Genomic DNA, 18,111 nt, shown 5'->3' with positions numbered 1-18,111 from the left:
AGCAGGGCGCATTTCAGAGCCGTGTCGGCCGAGCACCCAGCGGCGGCGCAGGGATAGGCCCGCGGTTCTTGCGTGCATCGACTCGATACGCGATGTAGAGGTACAGGAAACCGGTGATGGCACCGCCCAGACACCCTGCCGCAGTGTCGAGAGCCGTCGAACCCGAGTCGACTATCAACTGGATCAGAAGGAAGCCGATACCGACTGCGGGGGCAAGAGCCAATGCATTGATGTAATCGGCTCGGGTTGCGCCGCATTTCTTGCTCAGAGCCCCGGTCATGACCCACTTGCGAAATGGCTTCTGCATCTCGGCCTCCGGCCTGGTGTGATCCACTTTGCCCGTTTTCTCCACGGTACCGGATAGTTCGCGGCGCTGACGATGTCGTGGGAGGGTGCAGGTATGCGTGCTCTGGTGTTCCTCGCGGTCCTTGCAATTCTGTACAAATGGCCTCTGTTCGGAGACAGTCCCGGCCAGTGGTCGGCACTGCTGCAGGGCATCATGTTCGGCGCGATCATCAGCACCGCGGTGACGCCCGCGGGATGGAAGGCGATCCGACGCATCAAGGGTCGACTCGACGGGTCGTACAGTCCGCCCCGGTCCCCGCGGCCATGAAATCGGGTGCAGCTGACCGCGCTCAGCGCGGCTGGCTGCACCGGATTCGATCGAGAGTGGCGACAATTTCGACGATTACGCGATCCATGTCTTCGGTCAGGTCGATCCAGGTGTAGCGAAGGATCGTCCAGCTATGAGTCATGCCGTTCTGCCTGGTCCGATCCCGTTGGAATGCATCGTGATCGGAGTGAAATGCCCAGCCGTCGATTTCGATGGCGACCATCTCGGCGAGGAACGCGATGTCGAGTTCGTATTCGCCCCATCGATAGTTGACCACCCAGCCGCTGATCTTGCGGGCCCGGAACTCTCCGATCAAGAGTCGCTCTCCCTCGGAGCGGGCACCATTCGCTGCGATCTTCAGTAGCCGCTTCGCTTCGGGAGCACCGGTGCGACCGGGGTTTCGCGCATGGGCTTTCTGCAACCGCCCGAGGTCGGTGTGTCGCTGAAGTGCCCGATCCATGATGTGCGCCTTGCCGATCGAGGCTTCGAGAACGGTGAGGTCGAGAGACGTGACCTGAAGCCCGCGGCGCTCGACGATGTCCTTGCTGTGGATATCGCGGCGACGGAGCCGGCATCCCTCGGCGCGGCTGCGCCCCTTGCGCGGGGTGGTGACCTCGATGATGTTCGGCATCTCGGCTATCACCCGATGCCAGAAGGCCGCGGCTTCCCCGCTGAGCACAGCGTTCTGTCCCGCACCCCACACCGCGCACCGAATGCGCGCGTCCGCAGTGAACGGGCGGTCGACTACGAAGTACACAGCGCGGTGAATCGTTCGCCACGCACCCGCGCGCACCAAGCGGTCCACAGCATCGCCGCTCAGGCCGCAGAACCCCGCCTGCGCGCGAGTGATCACGCCGTCGTGCTGCGCCAACCATTCATCGAGCATGTCCACTTGGACGTTCACTGCGCCGGAGCGGTTCCGCGGAGCGAATCGGGTGCACTGGACCGCGCTCAGCGCGGTTGGCTGCACCGGATTCTGTGTGTTTGAGTCATCTGCATGGATTGGGTCGCCAAAGAGCTGTGCGTGGCAGCGGCCAGTGGTGCGTGCACGGCTGCGGCGCTCATCTGGTCGAGTGCCAACGGTCGGTGGTGGGACCTGACCCTCCCTGCTGTGATCGGCGCAGTGGTCGGGCTGATCGTCGGCCTCGTCGCTGTCGCAGGTGGGCATTACGCAGCGCGGACTGCTGTGTTCTGGCCGCCGCGCACTCGCAACCGGTGGAGACATCGATTCGCGCTGTGTTCGGCAGCGGCCGTGTTGCTGGTGGTTGGGGGACTGCTCGCCTGGGCCGAGGCGGCATCGGGAACTCCTTCTCTGCACCCGGAGTCGTTGATAATGCTCGCAACACTGACATCGGTGAGCTATGCATTCGCGTACTTTCTCGCGCCTGCGGATCCAGCGAAGCTGGGGCCCACCGCTTGAACGTCAGACGCTTGCGGTCGGTCGGACTACTGTCATGCCTTGGTAGGCGTGCGGTCGTCGTGTCGGGTCGTACGCAACAAGGGCGGATACGGATGGAAGTCTCGGAGGAACCCGAGGATGCGGAGTAGCGAGTGAGCCCGGAGTTCGATTTCGAGCCGGATCTATCACGCGTCGAAGTGGGCAGTTTTTACGCCCAGCAACCGGAGGCTGTCTGGAACGCGATCACCGATCCGGCAGCGCTCGAGCGGTGGTTGATGCCGTCGACCGGGTACATGGGTGCCATCGTCGGTTCTCATTTCCTGTTGTCCGTTCCGTCGAGTTCGTCCGCCGAAATTGCGTGTGAAGTGTTGGCGGCTACTCCCGACAGAGCCATGACCTGGAGCTGGATGGACCTGCGCTCGGCTCGCCCCGTGCGATGGTTCTCGAGTTGGGAGGTCCATTCACATGGGCGTGGTACTCGGCTGCTGTTGACACACAGTGGTTTCGATGTTGAAGACAAGCGGCAGGTCATGGCACGCAACGCATTTGCGCGAGGGTGGAATCAAGTCCTATCGACCAAATTGCCCGACGTCCTGGCTCGACCTCAGTCATAGCCCACTGTTCGGCCACTTCGACGGGTGCGCAGGCGCAGCCGAAGACAACCAGGGTGATTGCCCCGAATCCGGCTCTTCACCGGAACAGTATGGACCGATGCTTGCCTAGGCCGCCAGCAGCTGACGAAAAACCGATGGCGGACCGCCGACTCGGCTTGCTACCGTGCCGGCATGCATTTGATCTTCGAGTGACGGTCTTCATCGGTCGAGTCGAACGTGTGGAACTACCCGCGTTCGACCGTGCCGTTGATTCCGGACCTACCCGGTCCGTCCGTCACTCACGCGCAGTTATGTTGCTGCGCTTATTTTTCGGAGATCTCATGGCATATTCTGCAACTATCCCTGCGCGCGCCGACGCGCAACTCATCGCCTCCGACATCGCAGTCGCTTTCGGTGGCTCACCGGTATTGACCGGTGTCGACATCGCTGTGACACCCGTATCTCGGTGGGCAATCGTGGGCGAGAACGGACGCGGAAAGTCCACCCTCCTTCACGTCCTGGCCGGACGGTTGACGCCCGACTCGGGAACCGTGTCACGTGTCGGGACCCTCGGTGTTGCCGAGCAAGAGATGGCCACCACGGACGAACGCACTGTCGGAGAGGTCCTTCGCGAATCCATCGCCGAGTCGATATCGGCGTTGGCGAAGCTGGACTCGGCATCGAACGAATTGGCCTCTGGCGGAGCAGAAGCCGAACAGAGGTACACATCAGCGTTGGAGCGCGTCGAGGCTCTCGACGCGTGGGACGCCGAGCGGCGACTGGACATTGCGCTCGACGGACTCGGAGCAGTGACCGACAGATGCCGAGTTCTTTCCACACTGTCTGTTGGACAACGTTACCGAGTGCGACTCGCCTGTTTGCTCGGCGGAGATCACGACTTTCTGCTCCTCGACGAACCGACCAATCACCTCGACCGAGCCGGCCTGGACTATCTGACCGGACGGCTTCGAGATCGGGCCGGTGGCGTCGTAGTGGTCAGTCACGACCGAGCTCTTGTGTCCGATGTAGCGCAACACATTCTGGATCTCGATCCGACTCCGGACGGTCGCCCACGCGTCTACGGTGACGGCTATGCCAGCTATCGGGCCGGTCGCGCTGCCGAGCGGATCGCGTGGGAGCAGGAGTACGAACAGCAGTTGGCGATGACCGTCAAGCTCCGCGAGGATCTGAGCAAAGCACAGAACAAGCTGGTCAGCAGATGGAGGCCGAGCAAAGGTACGAACAAGCATCAACGAGCCACGCGTGCAGGCGGTCTCGTACGAAACGTGCACCGCAGGCAAGAGGACCTGGAATCTCAGCTGCTCCCTGTTCCGGAACCACCTCAGCAACTACGGTTTCCGAGGATCGTTGCAAGGCGGGGAACGTTGTTGGTTGCCGAACATGTGATGGTGGAGGGGCGACTGGGTGTGCCTGTATCGCTGACCCTGTCGGCAGGCGTCAAGCAGGTGGTGACGGGGCCGAACGGATCCGGGAAGTCCACACTCCTCTCCGTGCTCGCGGGACACGAGAACCCGACGACCGGTCAGGTGCGTGCAGCGCACGACGCGCGAGTCGTTCTGCTGCGTCAGGAATCGGCACTACCGCCCGAAAGCCGAGCGGGAGAGTACTTTCGATCGCGCTTCGACGGGACGGTCTCGTTGTCTTCGCTCGGCCTGCTGCGGTCACGAGAGATGAACAAGCGGATCGGTGAACTGTCGATGGGGCAACATCGTCGCCTCGACCTCGCACTGGCTCTCGCCAGCCGGCCGAGCGTTCTGCTGCTCGACGAGCCGACCAATCACCTGTCCATCGCGCTGGTGGACGAATTGACCCAGGCCCTCGACGCGACCGATGCCGCGGTGGTGGTCTCCACACACGATCGACAGATGCTGCGAGACACAAATTCCTGGGAAACTCTTGACCTCGAGTGCGGTTGATGTTGTGGATGGTCACCGTCCCGGGGCCGGCAAGTGTCGATTGTGCGTCAAGGTTATGACTATGACTGGAATTGCAACTGGCGCAACGAGAGTTGTAGTGGTGAGAATGATCGAAGGCCAGGGAGCGGTGTAATCCCACGTCGCATTCATGACGATCAGCGCAGCGACGAGAGCTGCAGTCTGAGCTCCTACTCGAAGCGCTGTGGCTGCGAACGGGGAACGGACCGCGAATCTACCGATGATCATCGGGAGATGGTGGCCCTCGTTGACGCTCGACAGTTGTCTCGTCGCGACGGTCATCATCGTCGCGCTGAGGACAGCCACCACAAGGCCCAGAAACAACATGCTCAGTACGTTACGCAACTGTCTGGCTCTAGGCTGCCAGGATGACAACGGCACGCGATCCGCAGCGACGCAGAGTCCCGTCCTGGCTTCGCGAGATCACCGTCCTCGTCGTCGTTGCGCTGGTGTTGAGCGTTTCTCTGCAGACGTTCGTCGGTCGCGTGTACTTCATACCGTCCGAGTCCATGGAACCGACGCTGCATGGGTGCGCGGGATGCACGGGCGATCGGATCATTGTGGACAAGATGACCTTTCGCTTCGGTGACCCGGAGCCGGGTGATGTGGTGGTGTTCCGTGCACCAACCTCGTCGTGGAATGTCGGGTACAGCTCCGGGCGGTCGACCAACCCGATAGCGAAGGCGCTACAAGACGCCGGTTCCTGGGTTGGACTGGTTGCGCCCGACGAGAACGACCTCGTCAAACGCGTCATCGCCACCGGTGGGCAAACCGTGCAGTGCTGCGATGCGGAAGGTCGCGTCGAGGTGGATGGTCAGCCACTCGACGAGCCATACGTCGTCATGGACTTCCCGTTCGTCGAGAACACGCTCACCTGCGAGACCACGCCCCAATCCGGACGCTGCTTCGGGCCGGTGACCGTGCCCACCGGAAGTCTCTGGGTGATGGGCGACAACCGCAGCGGTTCAGCCGATTCCAGAGCTCACCGCAAAGACGAACTGGGCGGAACGGTCCCCGTCGGAGATGTCATCGGCAAAGCGCGACTGATCGTGCTGCCGCCGTCGCGATGGGGCACCATCGAGTCGCCGTCGATTCGGCAACACTGATCAGAATCCAAGATCTCGCTTGCGGCGCTCGCGCTCGAGTCGACGCTGCTCCTCCGCGCGCTCTCGGCACTGCCGAAGAAATTCCGCATCGGCATCGGGATTCTGCGCCGCCTGACGACCAGGGCGCGTCTCGTACTCCGGAAACGCAGAATTGCTCGCCCGCCGGTTACCGCCGCCGGAACCTCCCCAGATTCCGCCACCTATCGGACGTCCCGCGAACAACCATGCCAACGAGCCGGCCAACGGGAGAAACACCACCAACAGCAGCCACACGATTTTCGGGAGGAATCGCACTCCACCGTCGTCGGCCGTGATCACGTCGATCAGACAGAACACCCACAGCAACATCACCAGCAGACCGAGATACGGCATGTGATCCTCCATGTTCAAGACCGTTCGGTCTGATGTATCGAGCATCGTAGCGAGGTTGTCGCGAATTCAACAGTTGTGGCCTCGACGCGTATTCGGTGGCGGAGAGCGTCGACCCCTGCTAGCTTTCGGTGGGCCGTACGCAAACGAGGAGGTGACACCCGTGGACGCAGCATCGACATTGGCGCTCCTCAGTGGAGTCACGGTCGGGCGGTAAGTCGCCCGGGGAGTGCCGTTCAACAGCACTCCCGAAAGGCACGACCATGCACGTCACTTCCGAACACCGCCTCGACGACCACGTCCTCGAACGCAGATTCACCGTCGGAGACATCCCCGGAATTCTTTGGACGCCAGAAACACCAGCCGAGCCGACACCGCTGATTCTCGTCGGTCACCCCGGCGGACTGGACATGATGTATCCGCGGGTATCGACCCGCGCGCGTCACGCAGTGGCAGCGGGCTATGCGGCGGCCACCATCGAACTACCCGGAAGCGGTGCGCGTCCGCGGTCGGCGGATGCCGAGAAAGCTCGGGCAGAACTGCGCCACGCGGTGGCGGTCGGTGAGCCAGTGACCGACGATGTGGTGGATAGGCTCGTGCTCCCTCTGGTCGAGAAGTCAGTGCCGGAATGGCAATCCGCCTTGGACGCCGTACTGGAACTCCCCGAAATCTGTGGCCCCGTCGGATACTCGGGAGGAGTGATTGCAATCGGTGTTCGGCTCGCTGTGGTCGAACCACGCATCGCCGCTGCGCTTCTGTACGCCGGGAGCTTCTTGCCGCGCAGTATGTTCGAGGAGGCGAGGCAGACCACCATTCCACTACAGATTCTGCTGCAATGGGACGACGAAGGAAACGACCGACAGATGGCGTTGGATCTGTTCGACGCCTTCGGGTCCCAGGAGAAAACGTTGCACGCCAACATAGGTGGGCACACCGGTGTCCCACACTTCGAGGGCGACGATGGAAACCGGTTCTTCGATCGGCATCTCATTGTTCCGAGAACACCGCCCGGGTAGGCGAATGTAATGCACAGCTCACCGTGGGGCCGAACCGTCGTCCCCGCGGAGACGTAGCGAATCCAATATAAGAACGTTGTTGGCACTCAGGGGCCGTTCGCATCCGGGTACTTCGACCGGCTCGAAGCGAGCTCGTACCTCAAACTACTCAGCATCGCCTTGCGGGTCCGTCGCGTGACGCACCCACACATTCGGTTCGGTGTACACGGCAATGCCGCGATCGAGGTCGACGATCACCGGTACCAATGCACCCGGCACATCTACCGGTCCTGATCGGTCGAACGGCAGACCCGTCCACTCCCGCCACTCGGCGAGAGTTCCCGGCACGACCATCGACCGTGGCGCGACACTGTCGATGCGACCGCCCGCACGGACGTGGACGCGCAGCCACGGGTCGACCGGCAAGCCGTCCGGTCGAGTGCGGTGGATGTACGACGCGATCGGCTCATCTGGATCGGTTCTACCGTTGGGACGGAGCGGAGCCAAGAGTTCGCTGAAGCCCAGTCGTCGGGCATTGTCCCGAAGGGCGACCAGCAGCGTCGTCGACAAGCTTCGTCCCTGAGTGCTCGAAGTCAAGGAAATCTCCAGCGCCGAAACCACATTGGCGGACTTCTCAGTGAGTCGAGTGCAGATGCCGCGTCTGATTGCGCCGTCCCAGCCGTCGGCAGGAAGGACAGAGGCGTCGGGCAAATGGAACGGTATGGAAATGGCCCTGCCGACCACGGCTCCTGCGTCGTCCTGACACACGAGGACGTGGTCGGCGAACAACTCGAAGATGGCGGGATCGAAATACATCGAACCGATCGGATCCTTGGTCATGAACGTCGGCCACGACGAGTGCATGTTCCACAGTGGTTCTGCGAGATCGGGACGATCAGCGAGAACGGAGACGGTGAAGGTCACCTGTTCATCGTGCCTGACCCACTATTCGCAGGACGTATATCAAGTGAAGCTCAGCGTAATTGCCCACGTTACTCGGGTATGCGTTTCGGTTCGGGCGGGTTGGGCGAATCAGCGTTCGCCAGGGCGGTCCGAACGTGAGCAGAGATCGTCACGCAGTCGTGGGACGGCGCCGACCCGTCGAGCAGATCAGCGTGACGGCAATTGTTCCGAGAAATACCGCTGGGTAGGTGAATTGAACGGCAGCCTCGAAGGCACGGGACCCCTCGAACATGAAAATTCCGATTGCCTTGATGCCGCGGTAGTCGGTGAAGTACCAGGCAATCATGGGCAAAGGGGCCGCTAGTGGTGCCAGCCAGCTCCACCACGTGCTGTGTCGATTCGCGTAGTCGAGGGCGACAATGGCTAGCGGTATGCACCACACCCAGTGATGTCCCCACGCAAATGGTGAGACCATCGGCGTTGCGAGTCCGCAGATCACCAACGCCAGCAACGTCTTACCAGCTCGGTGAGCCCGTGCAGCTGTCCACAATGCCAGGGCGGTGATGGCTGCGGCACAGAGAAGCCACACCAGGAACGGCGGCGTGTGGCCCGGCCACAACCGCGCCAGTGCGCCGTGGATCGACTGGTTCGCCGGTGATGCCAGTGCCCCGATCCGCTCGGAGTCGACCATGGTCGTGGTCCAGAACTTCCAGGAATCGGAGGGGATGATCAAGAATCCGGCTGCGACGGTGACCGTGAAAGCGGCACTCGCGGTGAACGCCGCACGCCACTGTCTGAGAGTCAGCAGGTAGAGCACGAAGAAGGCGGGCGTCAGCTTGAGGCCCGCGGCAATTCCCACACCGGCACCGCGGAGACGACTATTTTCGCCCCGGCTGAGATCGAACAGAACCAACACGAGCAACAGCAGATTGATCTGCCCGAGCCAGATGGTCATCCGTACCGGTTCGAGCCATGTGAACGCAATTGCCATCAGTGCGCTGACGAGATACATTCCGCCGCTGCGATATCCGAGAGCACGCCAGCTCAGAACAACCGCGGCGTAGACCAGCAGAACATTGATCATCTGCAGCACGGTCACGGCACTCGTCACGGTGAGCAATGCCAGCGGGGTGAAGAACAAGGCCGCGAACGGCGGGTAGGTGAAAGGCAATCCGATGTCGAACAACGCGAACTCGTACAGGGGCTGGCCTTGCAAGACGACGTCGCCGCCGTGCCTGTAGACAATGGTGTCGATTCCGTTGCCGAAGAGACCGAACGGAACCGTCCACCCCAGGAAGAACGCATGCGCTGCAATCGCGATGCACGCTGCAAGTACCGACCCTGCCAGCCACCACCGACCGAAACGATTCGGTGTGGTGTGCGCAGATGAGTCCGGTGCGCCCGGAACGACCTGTGCACGTGCGTCTCCGGTGATCGATCGTCGCTCAGCGTGCGTGCGCTGTCCAGTTCTGGTCCGTAGCGGCGTGAAGCTGGACGACGTCATGCATGTGACGATAGAACGTGCCGTTTACAACAACGGATTCGACACGGACTGACTGGTCGCTTTATGGTCTTGTCTGCGCGGCGACCTGAATGCAGACCCTGAACTGGAGCCGCATCCAGACCTTGGACTCGTTTCCAGCGGCCAAAAAGGCAATCCGCCGGTATCTGTGATGGTTCGTCGAGTTGCGTTTCACGCCAGCAGAATCGGCATTGGCGGCTCTGGGGGGCGTGCAACCCGTCGAGTTGGATATTCGGCAGTAGGAACCTCGTCGTATCCTTGGCCGCATGGGCGCAGCGCAGATCGACCTTCGAAGGCCCGCTCTGATCGTTGTCGATGTACAGGCGGGATTCGACGATGCCGAGTTCTGGGGTCCGCGGGACAACCCGTCGTGCGAAGGCAATATCGCTGCCCTCGTTCGCTTGTGGCGGTCCGAGTCATGGCCGGTGGTGTTCGTTCGACACGACTCCGACAACCCTTTGTCTCCGTTGTCACCGAGTAGTCCCGGGCACGCGTTCAAAGACGTCATCGAAGGAAGTCCGGATCTGCTGATCAGCAAACAAGTCAATTCGAGCTTCTACGGCACCCCTGATCTTCATGCCTGGCTGGGTGCGAGGGCATCGACCAGGTCGTCATCTGTGGGATCACGACAAATCATTGCTGCGAGACGACCGCTCGGATGGCCGGGAACCTCGGATACGACACGTACTTCGTCATCGACGCAACACACACCTTCGATCGCGTCGGGCCTGACGGAACGACCGTGCCCGCCGCCACCTTGTCGGCTGTCACCGCGACGAACCTGCACGATGAGTTCGCAACTGTTGTCACGACAGAGGACCTGCTCTCGGTGTCAACGCCTGCCGACATTCCAGCCCTTTGATACCGTTCGGTATGGCGAATGGGCGGACGGCTGCGGGTCTGGCGGGACCAATCGTGTTGCTGTACCTGGGCTACTTTGCTTCGGTCCCCACCCTCCAGGCGTTCGTTCGCGGGCTGTTCGAGCCGCGGTTGAACTGGGCCGAGATCGGTTGGGGTGAAACGATTGTGTTCGCATTCATGGTCGTTGTAGGACTGGCTGCATGCGTCGCGGCGGGACGGATGCTCGTCGACTCGCCGCGATTTCCCGGAATCGTGGCGACCGCGGGTTCGTCTATCGGCCGAAAGATCGATTTGATTGGTGTCACTCTGATCGGGTGCACAGTCGTCGTGATCTCGCTGATGGGTGGGGGCCTGACACTCGGATTCTTCGCCCCCATCGTCACTGCGTGGTTGTGCGTCAACACAATTCGCAACTACAGAGCGCTATCCAAGCCGGGCCGAGCCGTAGCGGGACGGTGATCCGTGAACACTGCGCTCGCTCTCGGGCTGATCGTGGGAATTTTCGCGTTCGGCTTCGGCTCGTTAGTCGGGTTGCGAGGCAAAGTTCTCTATCCGGACTACTACGGCAGCGACGTACCGGACCGGGTGAAGACCACCCCACACCTGCGTGCACGGGCGAACAGGCTGTTCGTCGTCTGCGGCGTCGCTGCCGCCATTTGGCTGCTGGCTCCGTTGCTTTGGATATTCTCCGACTTCCAGCGCGAAAGAACGACGTGGGAGTTGGCCGGGCTGGCAGCCTATGTGTTCGTCGCCGTGGTGATCGGTTGCTACCCGTTCGCCAAAATCAAGACCTTGTGACCATGTCGATTGGTGGCTCTTGTTGCCGAACCCGCGAAGGAGCTCGAAATGGCTCCGGTGACGAGCGGCAGAACGACGCCATCCGTCGCGAAAATGTGTGGAACAGAACGTCTGGAGTCTGGCAGGCTGTGCCCCATGACCCGATCGTTCGAGAAGCTGGTGGCCGAAGCGGACTCCGTGTCGGTCGATGGCTGGGACTTCTCATGGTTGAGCGGTCGCGCGTCCGAACAGCGTCCCTCGTGGGGATATCAGCGGCTCATGGGCGAGCGGCTCGCACTCGCCGAGGCGGCACTCGATATCCAAACCGGAGGGGGAGAGGTGCTGGCGGGAGCGGCGTCGTTTCCGCCGGTGATGGTCGCTACCGAATCGTGGCCGCCGAACGTAGCGAAAGCGACTGCGCTGCTGCATCCGCGCGGAGCTGTGGTGGTGGCAGACGCCGATGAGCCGCCTCTACCCTTCGCCGACGGGGCCTTCGATCTGGTGACGAGTAGACATCCTGCCACGGTGTGGTGGGACGAGATCGCCCGCGTCTTGCGCACGGGCGGAACCTATTTGGCGCAGCACGTTGGCCATTCGAGTGTCTTCGAACTCGTCGAGTACTTTCTGGGACCGCAGCCCGCGTCTACTCGGCGCGCGCGTCATTACGAGGACGAGAGCGCAGATGCTCGGGCCGCTGGGCTCGACGTAGTGGACATCCGATTCGAGTCGCTACGAATCGAGTTCTTCGACGTCGGTGCCGTCATCTACTTTCTGCGCAAGGTGATCTGGATGGTGCCTGGCTTCACCGTCGAGCAGTATCGCGATTCGTTGTACGAACTGCACGAACGAATCGAGAACGACGGGCCATTCGTTGCACACTCGACTCGATTCCTCATCGAGGCCAAGAAAATCGACTGAGCTGTTCGAGAAGTCCGTGGCACGTCGATCGTTCCACGATCACGATCACGAAAATAGCGAGGTTTCGGTTCCTGTGCGTTTCGTCGATTGCGTCATCCGGTCTGTGAGGCGTCGTGCTCCCGTACCTTGTTGTCCGAGAATGTCATTGGGGTTCGAGTAGGGGCACGATGTCAGCGACAGGCATCCGCATCCGATGCAGTCGGAAAAGTTGTCTCGCAGCGCCGTCAATTCTTCGATGCGAGCAGTGAGTTCGTCGCGCCACTGTCGAGATATACGCGCCCAATCGCGTTTTCCTGGTATGGCCTGTTCCGGCAGTTGGTCGAGCGCATCCTTGATCTTCTCCAGGGACACGCCGAGACGCTGAGCTGTTCTGATGAAGGCGATAACCCGCAGCACGTCGCGCCGGTACTCCCGACGGTTTCCGCTCGTGCGGCGACTGGAAATCAATCCAACCTGTTCGTAGTAGTGCAGGGCGGATACTGCGACCCCGGCACGTTCTGCGACCTGGCCTGGCTTGAGCCATACCGCGTCCGTATCCAGTTGTGTCATGATCTGCCCCTCCGGGTTCGCTCACTCGCCTTGACGTCAAGTGCACTTGATGAAGTGCACTGTACATCGCAGTCTTCGGCGAGGTCAGGAGAGACAATTGACGACAACGATCACGAATTGGGCGGACCTACGGTGCCCGTGGTGCTGGATTGGGCATCGACAACTGGGGCGGGCACTCGGCCGTCTCGAATCCGGCACGCGGGTCGAGTACAGGAGCTTTCTGCTCGAACCCGCCGGTCCAACTCGCTCCGGCATCACCGTTCGGGAAGCGGCGCTGTCCTCGTGGGGCTTCGACGAAGCACGATGGGCGGCTCACAGCAGGAAGATCGTGGCGGGCGGTACATCGGAATCGCTCACCATCAACATCGACACCGCGTTGGTAGTCGACTCACGCAATGCGCACCGACTGCTGAAGCTGGTGGCGGATCGAGAGTTGAACAGATTCGAGGCGTGGGATTCCCTGTATTCGAGGCACTTCGAGTTCAACGACGATATAGCGGATTGGACGGTCCTCCGCTCGGTCGGCGAACAGGTGGGCCTGGCGGGCGGCGACATCACGATGCTCGTAGAGACCGACGAGTACTCGGCCGCTGTCGACGACGATATTCGCGATGCGGCCGCGCTCGGCATCAGCTCGATTCCGACTGTTCTTGCCGATTCGGTAAGAATCACTGGTGATCCGAGCGTCGGTCTCGATCGGATCGAAGGTCGCCCGGCGGTCGGCCGATGATCAACACGATGCGCGCCGTTGCGATCGACGAACACGGCCCCGCATCGGTGCTGAAGACCCGAACGCTTGCCCGGCCGACTCCGAATTCTGGAGAGGTGCTGGTCAAGGTTCGAGTGGCCGGTGTGCAACTGACCGATGCGGCGATTCGGGAAGGGTGGGTACCGCCGGGCGCGAGAATCGAGTTTCCGCAGATTCTCGGCGACGAATTTGCGGGAACCGTCGAGGCGCTCGGTGCAGATGTCCACCAGTTCGCGGTCGGTGACGACGTCCTGGGATATCGAGTTCTCGGCTGCTACGCGGAGAACGTGAGCGTTCCGACCGACCAGATTGTAGCCAAGCCCTCTCACGTTTCCTGGCGCACGGCGGGGTCGCTGTCCGCGTCGGGTCAGACGGCCCACACCGCCCTGGAACGGTTGGGCGCGCGGGCAGGTGAAACTTTGCTGGTCCATGGGGCAGCGGGTGGGGTGGGTTCGATGGCGGTTCAGTTGGCGCTTCATCGAGGCCTGCGGGTGATTGGCACGGCAAGTCGAGACAACCACCCGTATCTGGAGCAGATGGGCGCAGTCGCAGTAACTTACGGTGAGGGTCAGATCGAACGAATCGCGGCAGCGGCTCCGGAAGGAGTCGATGTGGTGCTCGACGCTGCCGGACATGAGAACCTGCGCACCGCAGTCGATCTGACGTCCGACCGTTCCCGCATTGGAACGATCGTCGACATGGCACTGGCAAAAGAGCTCCAGTGCCAATGGATTTCGAGCGATCGATCGGCCGAGCGTCTGCGCGAACTCGTCGATCTGTGCGCTACCGGACAGTTGCGCGTCACAGTCAGGGCCGCGTACTTGCTCGACGAGACCGGCCAGGCGCATCGTGACGTCGAGAGCGGACACGGGCGCGGCAAGGTCGTGTTGCTCGTCGATGAAGGAAGCTGATGACCGACAGGGTGGACCGTCCTTCGAACCTGCTGTCGGGAGAGCATCGGCCGCTGATTATCGGCCTGCTGGGAACGATGACGTTCATTGCGTTCGAGTCGTTCGCAATCACCACTGCTCTGCCCGTGATCGTCGATGACTTCGGTGCCGATCGCTGGTATTCACTCGCGTATGCCTCGACACTGACCGCAGCTCTGGTGGGGATGACCATTGGGGGAAATTGGGCCGACCGACGCGGTGTCAGGGTCCCGATGGCAGTGGGCGGTACTGCCTTTCTCATCGGGATTGCGCTCTGTGTGGTGGCACCCACGATCGAGCTCTTCGTGGCAGGTCGGCTGCTGCAGGGATTCGGCGGCGGAATCAACTCTGTCGTCTTGTACGTAGTCATTGCACAGTGCATCCCAGCCGAGCTGCATTCTCGAACCTTCGGGCTGTTGACGGCTGCGTGGCTTCTACCCGGAATCTCGGGACCGCTGCTCGCCGGCGTACTCGTCGAGTTCGTCGGTTGGCGAACGGTGTTCGCGCTGGCTTTGGTCGGATCCGGAGTGTCCTTGACAATACTGCTTGTCGCGGTCCGTGGTTCGGTCCAGTTACGTAACGGCACAGCAGTATTCGGAAATCGAGGAAGATGGGCCATGGTTGCAGCGGCGGGCGTGCTTGCGCTGCACCTCGCGGGTCAGCAAACAGTTCCCATTCTTGTCCTGGGCAGCTTGTGCGCCGTTTCGCTGATCGGGTTGTCGGCAACACGCCTTCTTCCCCAGGGCACGTTCAGGTTTCGACCGGGCATTCCTCGCGCGACCGTGCTACGTGGATTGCTGGGTGCGACCGTTGCGGCAACGGACATCTATCTGCCTCTCTACCTCCAGCGCCAGCTCGGCTACAGTCCCAGTTCGTCCGGCCTGATCGTTGCCCTCGGAGCGATCGGATGGATTTTCGGAGCCTGGCTGCAGGGTAGAAGCTCCGGCGGCGAGGGTGGTTCCGCTCTGGTACCGAGAGCGGTAGCGCTGGTGTTCGTCGGCCCTGTCGGCGCGTGGCTGTTCATCGCCGGAGCGATACCGGTACCTGCTCTGGTGGGCGCATGCATCGTCATGGGAACAGGTATGGGGCTGGCGTACCCGCGAATCACCGCCACTGTTCTGGCGGAATCGACGGAGGCCGCATACGGTGCCAACAGTTCCGGTTTGCAGATTTCGGAGTCGATGAACCAATCGATCTTGATCGCGGTGTCAGGAGCGGTGTTGTCGCTCGCGATCGCGCACGAGTTCCTGATCGCTTACACGCTGATTGCTGGTGTCGGCGGTGCCGCCGTTCTCGTTGCGCGTCGACCCGACTCGAACCTGAGACGGAGTCACCGCTGACGCGTCGTCGAATACTGCCCGAGCGTGGGCGATTCGTTGCTGATTGTGTTCGGTCCATTCGACGAGAGCTTGGATGGTTCCCAGCAACGTTCGGCCCAGGTCCGAGAGTCGGTACTCGACGCGCGGAGGAATTTCGGGGTACATGCGCCGGTCGATCAAGCCGTCGCGCTCGAGGTTACGCAGAGTCACGGTCAACATGCGAGTGCTGATCCCGTCGATCTCTCGTCGAAGTTCGCCGAATCGAAAGGTTTGCTCGTCCAACAACGCGATCACCAGAAGCGACCACTTGTCGGCGACACGATCGAGAATCTGCCTGACGCCACAGTCCTCGCGGGCATCCCATTGGTACGCGTCACGGCCATCGCGGCAACATCCGTCGGCCACCTGGTCACTTCCCTGCGGGGAACCGACTGACTCCAAAGTGCCTTCTTGTGTCATGCACTCATGATGACCCAGGCTGCAGTCGGTTACAAGAAGTAACCAACTGATGTTTTGTCACCGAGGAGAGTGTTGTGACCGAATCCGAATCAGCAATCGAAGGCCATGTGTCGCTGCTGCCGGGCCGTGCGTGGGTCGTACTGAGTGTCGTGACCGGAGCGTTGTTCCTCGAAGGGATCGACATCGCGATGCTGAACGTGGCAGTGCCCAGCATTGCTGCCGATATCGGCCTCGGCACCGGTTCGGCCCACTGGGTGATCAGCGCCTATGTGCTCGCCTACGCGGGGTTCATGATTCTGGGTGGTCGCGCCGCCGACGTCCTCGGACGACGCCGGGTCTTCTTGACGGCTCTCGCCGTGTTCGCGGCCTTCTCTGCCATCGGTGGGTTGGCGCACGAATCATGGGTGTTGATCGTGGTCCGGTTCATCACCGGTGCAACTGCCGGTTTCATGACACCCGCTGGATTCAGTCTCCTTACCACGACATTTCCAGAAGGAGCGTTGCGCAACAAGGCCCTTGCCGTCTACGGAGCTATCGGGGCCTCCGGATTTCTCCTCGGAGTGTTCGCCGGAGGCGTGCTCACGTCACTGGACTGGAGGCTGGTCTTCTTCGCCCCGGCTGTCCTGGGGCTCGGATTCCTCGTCGCAGGAGGGCTTTTCATCGCGCGCGACGCAGAAGAGACCGAAGATCGAGCCCGCGAATCATTCGATTTTGCTGGAGGCGCGACGCTCACTGCAACGATGGTCAGCCTGGTGTACGGGATTGTCACCGTAGGAGGGAACGTGTCCAACGTACTGGGGCTCAGTGCATTCGGTGCCGCCGCTCTACTCGGGTGCGCCTTCGTCGCCATCGAGAGGCGAGCGGAAAACCCGTTGATCCCCGCAGGAGTGGTGACAGCCGGACTGCTGCCGTGGGCAACGTCGGTGGGATTGCTGTTCATCGGCGCCTTCTTCGCATGGCAATTCGTCCTGACGCTGTATCTCCAAGAATTGTTGGGTTGGACTCCGCTGCAGACAGGCACTGCATTCGCGGCGATGGGGATCGAGTTGGTCGTTGCACCGTTCCTGACACCGAAGTTGGTCGCCCGATTCGGCAACGTTGCAGTGATGCTTGCCGGCCTCGGGGCGGTGGCACTCGGGTTCGTTCTGACCCTCCGGTTGGATCAGGGCTCGGGAATCGGTGACCTACTGCCATCGCTGCTCCTGCTGGGCTTGGCATTCGCATTCATCTACGGCCCGCTGACTGCTGCTGCAGTAGAAGGCGTCAGCGATGACAAGCATGGATTGGCAGGTGGAATCGTGTACACCGGATTCCAATTCGGTGCTGCCCTAGGCGTCTCGATCGTGACGGTCGTGCTCGTCGGCGGAAGTCTCGGCGAGCCGTCGGTCGAGGACTACCAGCGTGCATTGATCGTCCCCGCCGTGGCAGCAGGACTCGCCCTGGGCATCGGAATACTGCTGTTCGTTCGTCAGCGAACGAGCGTGGGTCAGGACGCGGATTGACGTGCATCGGTGGCCGAGTCGCGACGGGCGATAGCTTCGGTGATATCGGCAATGGCGTCGCGGATGCCTGTGCCGTACGGATCGTCCGGAAGGTCCTCCGCAAGCCTTCGAGCTGAATCTATGTGCGCGCCGGCGGCCTCGAACGATGCCAGACGGCGGTAATCCTCAGCGAGGTTGAGATGTAGTGAAGGATAGAAACCGGCGACATGAAGCGACCCATGATGGCGTCGAACTCGGTTGTCGGTAAGGGCATCTGCAGCATCGAGAGCCCGAATGTTCCATGCCAAGGCTTGCGCCGGGTCGTCGTACAGGTCCGCCAGATAGTGGGCGAGAGTGCAACGATGTAGGGCATCCCCATCGGTACCGATTTCGTTCCACAGTCCGAGCAGTGATCGACGAGCACCGGCAGAATCGCCGACGCGTCCTTCGGTTGCTGCTGCGACGATCGCGGTCATCGTGGTGTCGAGGTCTTCGGTCATCGGTTCTGCTCCTTCGGTGATTCATCAGTGGACCGCAGGGAGCGGCGACTGCCAGCATCGAGCTTCGTGTTACTGGAAGGTCAAGGGGTGCAGCTGTTGTCCAGGTAGTCTCGAT

20 protein-coding genes and 2 pseudogenes are annotated in these 18,111 nt (G+C 61.6%); 14 read left to right on the top strand and 8 right to left on the bottom strand.

Annotated features, from left to right (window positions below; genetic code table 11):
* Window positions 1-13 precede the first annotated feature (13 nt).
* A complete protein-coding gene (locus RHBS_RS00215; protein WP_128644493.1) occupies window positions 14-307 on the bottom strand; it encodes a hypothetical protein in 294 nt (97 codons plus the stop codon).
* A 93-nt stretch (window positions 308-400) separates the two neighbouring features.
* Between RHBS_RS00215 and RHBS_RS00210 the strand changes: the two genes are divergently transcribed.
* Window positions 401-613, top strand: a complete 213-nt coding sequence (locus RHBS_RS00210) for a hypothetical protein (protein WP_128644492.1) — start codon at window positions 401-403, stop codon at window positions 611-613.
* 22 nt (window positions 614-635) lie between these two features.
* Here the strand turns inward: RHBS_RS00210 and RHBS_RS00205 are convergent, their stop codons facing one another.
* The gene (locus tag RHBS_RS00205; protein ID WP_128644525.1) at window positions 636-1,499 is read right to left on the bottom strand and encodes a type IV toxin-antitoxin system AbiEi family antitoxin domain-containing protein; all 864 of its coding nucleotides are present in this window, start codon (window positions 1,497-1,499) and stop codon (window positions 636-638) included.
* Between the two features lie 138 nt (window positions 1,500-1,637).
* Here RHBS_RS00205 and RHBS_RS00200 point away from each other — a divergent pair, with 138 nt between their 5' ends.
* The 4 genes from RHBS_RS00200 (at window position 1,638) to lepB (ending at window position 5,666) form a co-directional block, all read left to right on the top strand.
* Window positions 1,638-2,033 carry a hypothetical protein gene (locus RHBS_RS00200; RefSeq protein WP_128644491.1) on the top strand — a complete coding sequence of 132 codons (396 nt, stop codon included), beginning with the start codon at window positions 1,638-1,640 and terminating at the stop codon, window positions 2,031-2,033.
* A gap of 131 nt (window positions 2,034-2,164) precedes the next feature.
* Window positions 2,165-2,626 (top strand): SRPBCC domain-containing protein, encoded by a 462-nt coding sequence (locus RHBS_RS00195; protein WP_128644490.1) that lies wholly within the window; start codon window positions 2,165-2,167, stop codon window positions 2,624-2,626.
* Window positions 2,627-2,946: 320 nt separating this feature from the next.
* Window positions 2,947-4,542, top strand: a complete 1,596-nt coding sequence (locus RHBS_RS00190; protein ID WP_128644489.1) for an ABC-F family ATP-binding cassette domain-containing protein — start codon at window positions 2,947-2,949, stop codon at window positions 4,540-4,542.
* Between the two features lie 386 nt (window positions 4,543-4,928).
* Entirely contained in the window at window positions 4,929-5,666 is a 738-nt protein-coding gene (lepB, locus tag RHBS_RS00185; protein WP_128644488.1) for a signal peptidase I, read from the top strand.
* Here the strand turns inward: lepB and RHBS_RS00180 are convergent, their stop codons facing one another.
* Window positions 5,667-6,038: a PLD nuclease N-terminal domain-containing protein gene (locus tag RHBS_RS00180; protein ID WP_094613338.1), complete on the bottom strand. Its 372-nt coding sequence runs from the start codon at window positions 6,036-6,038 to the stop codon at window positions 5,667-5,669.
* A gap of 260 nt (window positions 6,039-6,298) precedes the next feature.
* Here RHBS_RS00180 and RHBS_RS00175 point away from each other — a divergent pair, with 260 nt between their 5' ends.
* Window positions 6,299-7,051, top strand: a complete 753-nt coding sequence (locus RHBS_RS00175) for an alpha/beta hydrolase (protein ID WP_128644487.1) — start codon at window positions 6,299-6,301, stop codon at window positions 7,049-7,051.
* A gap of 144 nt (window positions 7,052-7,195) precedes the next feature.
* On the opposite strand, the gene RHBS_RS00170 is transcribed toward RHBS_RS00175, so the two are convergent.
* Both RHBS_RS00170 and RHBS_RS00165 read right to left on the bottom strand, forming a co-directional pair.
* Window positions 7,196-7,954: an N-acetyltransferase gene (locus RHBS_RS00170; protein WP_128644486.1), complete on the bottom strand. Its 759-nt coding sequence runs from the start codon at window positions 7,952-7,954 to the stop codon at window positions 7,196-7,198.
* Window positions 7,955-8,102: 148 nt separating this feature from the next.
* On the bottom strand, window positions 8,103-9,437 hold the full coding sequence (locus tag RHBS_RS00165) for a glycosyltransferase 87 family protein (RefSeq protein WP_128644485.1): 1,335 nt from the start codon (window positions 9,435-9,437) through the stop codon (window positions 8,103-8,105).
* Between the two features lie 284 nt (window positions 9,438-9,721).
* Between RHBS_RS00165 and RHBS_RS31995 the strand changes: the two are divergent.
* The 4 genes and pseudogenes from RHBS_RS31995 to RHBS_RS00145 all read left to right on the top strand — a co-directional run bounded on the left by RHBS_RS31995 (window position 9,722) and on the right by RHBS_RS00145 (window position 12,011).
* Window positions 9,722-10,317: pseudogene (locus RHBS_RS31995) on the top strand (cysteine hydrolase family protein).
* A gap of 53 nt (window positions 10,318-10,370) precedes the next feature.
* Window positions 10,371-10,775, top strand: a complete 405-nt coding sequence (locus RHBS_RS00155) for a hypothetical protein (protein ID WP_128644484.1) — start codon at window positions 10,371-10,373, stop codon at window positions 10,773-10,775.
* A 3-nt stretch (window positions 10,776-10,778) separates the two neighbouring features.
* Window positions 10,779-11,114: a hypothetical protein gene (locus RHBS_RS00150; RefSeq protein WP_128644483.1), complete on the top strand. Its 336-nt coding sequence runs from the start codon at window positions 10,779-10,781 to the stop codon at window positions 11,112-11,114.
* A gap of 135 nt (window positions 11,115-11,249) precedes the next feature.
* Window positions 11,250-12,011 (top strand): class I SAM-dependent methyltransferase, encoded by a 762-nt coding sequence (locus tag RHBS_RS00145; protein WP_128644482.1) that lies wholly within the window; start codon window positions 11,250-11,252, stop codon window positions 12,009-12,011.
* 45 nt (window positions 12,012-12,056) lie between these two features.
* On the opposite strand, the gene soxR is transcribed toward RHBS_RS00145, so the two are convergent.
* The gene (gene soxR, locus RHBS_RS00140; protein ID WP_128644481.1) at window positions 12,057-12,560 is read right to left on the bottom strand and encodes a redox-sensitive transcriptional activator SoxR; all 504 of its coding nucleotides are present in this window, start codon (window positions 12,558-12,560) and stop codon (window positions 12,057-12,059) included.
* Window positions 12,561-12,657: 97 nt separating this feature from the next.
* On the opposite strand from soxR, the gene RHBS_RS00135 reads away from it, so the two are divergent.
* The 3 genes from RHBS_RS00135 to RHBS_RS29940 are packed head-to-tail and all read left to right on the top strand — an operon-like array spanning window position 12,658 to window position 15,577.
* The gene (locus RHBS_RS00135; protein ID WP_187298296.1) at window positions 12,658-13,290 is read left to right on the top strand and encodes a DsbA family protein; all 633 of its coding nucleotides are present in this window, start codon (window positions 12,658-12,660) and stop codon (window positions 13,288-13,290) included.
* Complete coding sequence (locus tag RHBS_RS00130) at window positions 13,287-14,219, top strand: NADP-dependent oxidoreductase (RefSeq protein WP_237668875.1); 933 nt, start codon at window positions 13,287-13,289, stop codon at window positions 14,217-14,219. The genes RHBS_RS00135 and RHBS_RS00130 overlap by 4 nt, the downstream gene beginning before the upstream one ends.
* Window positions 14,219-15,577 carry an MFS transporter gene (locus RHBS_RS29940; protein WP_128644479.1) on the top strand — a complete coding sequence of 453 codons (1,359 nt, stop codon included), beginning with the start codon at window positions 14,219-14,221 and terminating at the stop codon, window positions 15,575-15,577. The genes RHBS_RS00130 and RHBS_RS29940 overlap by 1 nt, the downstream gene beginning before the upstream one ends.
* Window positions 15,578-15,670: 93 nt before the next feature.
* Here the strand turns inward: RHBS_RS29940 and RHBS_RS29935 are convergent.
* A pseudogene (locus RHBS_RS29935) lies at window positions 15,671-16,015 on the bottom strand (winged helix-turn-helix transcriptional regulator); the annotation flags it as partial.
* A 74-nt stretch (window positions 16,016-16,089) separates the two neighbouring features.
* On the opposite strand from RHBS_RS29935, the gene RHBS_RS00115 reads away from it, so the two are divergent.
* Window positions 16,090-17,517 (top strand): MFS transporter, encoded by a 1,428-nt coding sequence (locus RHBS_RS00115; RefSeq protein WP_236745309.1) that lies wholly within the window; start codon window positions 16,090-16,092, stop codon window positions 17,515-17,517.
* Here the strand turns inward: RHBS_RS00115 and RHBS_RS00110 are convergent.
* A complete protein-coding gene (locus RHBS_RS00110) occupies window positions 17,502-17,996 on the bottom strand; it encodes a hypothetical protein (RefSeq protein WP_128644477.1) in 495 nt (164 codons plus the stop codon). The two genes, RHBS_RS00115 and RHBS_RS00110, sit on opposite strands and share 16 nt — an antisense overlap.
* Window positions 17,997-18,111 lie beyond the last annotated feature (115 nt).

This window comes from Rhodococcus sp. BS-15 (assembly GCF_000813105.1).
GTDB lineage: Bacteria > Actinomycetota > Actinomycetes > Mycobacteriales > Mycobacteriaceae > Rhodococcoides.
Note: the sequence above shows the minus strand (reverse complement) of the source record. Positions and strands in the feature narration are given on the sequence as shown.